The sequence below is a fragment of the Solemya elarraichensis gill symbiont genome, from assembly GCF_002021095.1.
Lineage (GTDB): Bacteria > Pseudomonadota > Gammaproteobacteria > Chromatiales > Chromatiaceae.
The window spans coordinates 1-3,601 of the sequence record NZ_MPRK01000182.1; the positions used below are offsets into that span (position 1 = coordinate 1).

5 protein-coding genes are annotated in these 3,601 nt (G+C 43.6%); 2 read left to right on the forward strand and 3 right to left on the reverse strand.

Annotated features, from left to right (window positions below):
• A partial coding sequence (locus BOW51_RS08560; protein ID WP_078477360.1) for a glycosyltransferase family 2 protein occupies positions 1–780 on the reverse strand: 780 nt, incomplete at its 3' end.
• Positions 781–835: 55 nt separating this feature from the next.
• On the reverse strand, positions 836–1,960 hold the full coding sequence (locus BOW51_RS08565) for a prolyl hydroxylase family protein (RefSeq protein ID WP_078477361.1): 1,125 nt from the start codon (positions 1,958–1,960) through the stop codon (positions 836–838).
• A 58-nt stretch (positions 1,961–2,018) separates the two neighbouring features.
• Between BOW51_RS08565 and BOW51_RS11210 the strand changes: the two genes are divergently transcribed.
• Together BOW51_RS11210 and BOW51_RS08570 are read left to right on the forward strand one after the other, a co-directional pair.
• Positions 2,019–2,195 carry a hypothetical protein gene (locus tag BOW51_RS11210; protein WP_167367291.1) on the forward strand — a complete coding sequence of 59 codons (177 nt, stop codon included), beginning with the start codon at positions 2,019–2,021 and terminating at the stop codon, positions 2,193–2,195.
• A gap of 65 nt (positions 2,196–2,260) precedes the next feature.
• Complete coding sequence (locus BOW51_RS08570) at positions 2,261–3,109, forward strand: sterol desaturase family protein (RefSeq protein WP_078477362.1); 849 nt, start codon at positions 2,261–2,263, stop codon at positions 3,107–3,109.
• Here the strand turns inward: BOW51_RS08570 and BOW51_RS08575 are convergent.
• Positions 3,086–3,565, reverse strand: coding sequence for an ATP-grasp fold amidoligase family protein (locus BOW51_RS08575; RefSeq protein ID WP_078477363.1), 480 nt, complete (start codon positions 3,563–3,565; stop codon positions 3,086–3,088). The genes BOW51_RS08570 and BOW51_RS08575 overlap by 24 nt on opposite strands.
• Positions 3,566–3,601 lie beyond the last annotated feature (36 nt).

The window sequence follows — 3,601 nt, forward strand, 5'->3', positions numbered from 1 at the left end:
GTCCAGTCCATAGGTGGTCCTTTGTATTTTCTTTCTTTTTATTTCTTCGCGAATTTGTCGGTTTAGTAGAATGCTTTCCTGATTAACATAGTGCCTGTCATGTTCCAGGTGTGAACAACACGCCCTATGTCGAATTTGTTTTGCGTTAAGACCCATGTTTATAAGGCGTTCGCCGAGTTCCCGGTCCAGTCCACCGTACTGCATCTCTTCATTGTATCCATTGGCGGCGACAAGATATTTTTTCCATGTTGCGCGTGTTGTTGTGATGAAATCCAGCACACTACCCCAGTAGGGGTGTGAGTAGAGCTTGAGAATTTTTGGTGTATAAGGAAATCCATTCCTCAAAAGCCACCTGGGATTAGTTGAGTGACCAAGAAGAATATCCTCTTTACTGATGAGATTTGATATTTCTATTGGCAAGTGAATGCTACCACCGGACAAAAAGGTATTTTCTTCTGCTAATGCCACATGGTTCTTGACGAAATCGGGATGTGGTATGCAATCGCCATCTGTGAAAATCGTGTAGTCAGATTGACTTGCCAAGATGGCTTTATTGAGGATTCTACATTTTCTGAATCCTTCATCAGGTTGCCAAATATGTTGTATAGGTATCTCAGTTTCTGTCCTGATCCTTTCTATTACATCGCGGGTGTCATCGGTGGAACCATCATCAGCCACAATGACTTCAAACTGCCTGTAAGTCTGTGTTGTAAAACCTGTCAGGCATTTATCTAACCAGGAAGGTTGGTTATAGGTTGTAAGAATGACGGATGCAAGCAATTGAATATCCTTATGAGAGTCTTATGGTTTCAGTTGTCAGCAGGAGCATGAATGTTCAGGATGCTGATCGTTTTTGATTTGGGTCATGCTCATGAATCCAAATATTACAGACATATTTTACACCTGAGGTAATTGGAAGCCCGGCATGCATTGAGAGAGGATGGGGTAAATGCATTTCATTCAGGTTATCGAAAATTAATGCCTTACCTTTCTCCGGTTCCACCGTTACATCCACCTCTGAGAACCAGGTTTCGCCTCCCTCAAAATTATCATTGAGATAAACAAGGATTGTTTTTTTGCGCCTGGAAGCAAATGCATCTAAATGCAGTCCGAACTCCTCTCCTGTCTCGTAGCGGGCACATTGCAGGTTTTCGATATCCTGAATACTTGAATGGGAGTTAGCTGCTGCACGCTGGCGGATTGTATCCAGCAGAGCATGTTTCTCCTTCAATAGCACAGATTGACTAGTGCGTACGTCTGAAAGAGTTTTATGTTTTTCAGGGCCATAAGAGATGATCGTACTGCGTTGATAGCGCCCTTCAGTGAGTCTGATTAATGCCTCACATTCATTATCCGAGAGGAAATTCCTTATTTCCCTGATGCTGCCTTTATAGGCATTAATATAGCTTTCCTCTTGCCTTCTTTTCTCAGTGTAATCGTGCTTGCCCGTGTGATCATTAACGTGAAATGAAAAGACCGTGCCTGCATAGAAATCCTGGAGCACTCCAAGAGGGACTGAACGCGTTGTCATATTGCTGTTGATCAGTTCAGCCTTATTTTTATTTATAGACGTTAGTATCAGAAGGCGATTTTTACCTTGATGAGAGACGGATATGGCTAGAGGGAAGCGTTGCTTGTACAGTGTTGCAGGAGAAACCGGGAGTGGTTGTGGTTCGGCGCCCCAGCTATTGAGCAGATGTATCATCTTTTCTATAGCGAATCCGTTTGGCGTGTTAGATTGGGCTGCTTGCTCTCTTATCGTTGTACGGGTTACCTGAAGAGAACGAAGAGGGATGAGGCATGAAAGAAATGTATCCAGGCCATTGCCAGATCCGCGGATTAGCCTATGCCACTCAGAATCTTTATCCAGGTCAGTCATCGTCATCAATGTAAGCTTTTTACTCTCCTGATTGTTGAGACATAGCATACCAAGTGCGCACAATAATAGAAGTATTGACATGATTCATGAATACCCTTGAATGAACTTTCACCATAATAACCACTGTAAGGAGTAGGAAATGAAAAAGGTGATTTTGTCTTTGGTAGCATCAGGTCTTTCAATGCCGGCAGTTGCATTGCCAGTTGTAGGCCTCCATGCAGCGCCTGCGTCGCTTATGACAACTGATGCAATGATTGCTCTTGCAGGTATCGCTACGCTGGCTGGTGTTGTTACCTATCGCCTCGTGAAGCGATAAGAAATTCTTTATAACATCTTGTTATAAATCAATAGGGTGGGGCCTTAACGGCCTCACTTTTTAATATGCTGGAAAATATCCTTCAGAATAACGCAGAGACACTCCTGTTTCTGGGCATGATTGTGGCTCTCATTTTTGCTGCACTTATGGAAGGCATCTTTCCCAGACGAGCCCAATCTGGTGATTTGGGATATCGTTGGGGCAACAATATCAGCCTGATGATTCTTAACCAGGTAAACCTTGGTGTTGTTACGTTCGCGGTGAGTACCCTGGTTGCATGGTGGGGTGAAGAAGAAAATATCGGATTATTGAGGGGGGTTGATCTCGGTCTATTCCCGCTTTTACTGATAGCAATACTGGTGTTGGAGTTCGTCTCGTACTGGTTTCATCGCGCACTACATACTTTTCCCCGGCTATGGCGGCTGCACGCTGTGCATCATAGTGACACGGAAGTTGATTTTACGACGACCTACCGGAATCATCCGTGTGAGCTCTATGTGAATGTTCCATTAACAGTCCCTGTGATTATGCTGATGGGATTTCCAGTTGAAGTCGTCGTTTTGTACCAAGTCATCAAATCTTCCATCAGTATTTTTGCTCATAGCAATACACGCCTGCCGGAGAAACTGGATGCTGTATTGCGTTACTTCATTATCACTCCTGATTTTCATCGGATTCACCATAGTAGTGACAGGAAATATACAGATAGCCATTTTAGTGAAGCATTTCCTGTTTGGGATTATCTGTTCGGTACGACTAGCAAGATTCCATATGCACAGCATGAATCTATGCAGCTTGGCCTGGAATATTTCCGGGGTAAAAAAGATGGTCGACTTGACAAGCTCTTGCTGAGACCCTTTATCTGGAAACGGGAACGTAACAAAGAGATGTCAGGCAGACCAAAAACGGCCTAGCTCCGCATCATACTTTCCGATTAGGCCGGGGGTCTTTCCACCTGCATGGGTGAAAGTGAATTCACTAAAATAGAAGACACCATTTGTCACATAAAAATCAACACGCACGTGTCCTATATCACGGCAAAGTTCGCGTAGCTTTTCAAAGATCTCATCTGGAGGGCAGGGAGTCTCTCCCGCATCTGTGTTATGTATTGGCAGGGATTTCGGTTCACCAGGCTCCATTCGATTCCAATCTGCATCATAGAGTCTGAAAGACAAGCTTTTATGATGAAAAGGACGATAAAGAACCGTTGTCAAATGACATTGTCCGTTGAATAGAAAAAATTGAAGTTCATAGTCGATAGGTTCGAGCAATTCTTCAAACAAAACCCTGGGTTTTAGATAAGCGTACGAGCCTGTAGATAATTCTGTGTAACTGCCCTGTTCAAATATGGTCAATGAGTCGATCTTCAAACTCGATCATAAAACGATTTAACGCTGCTTTCCAGT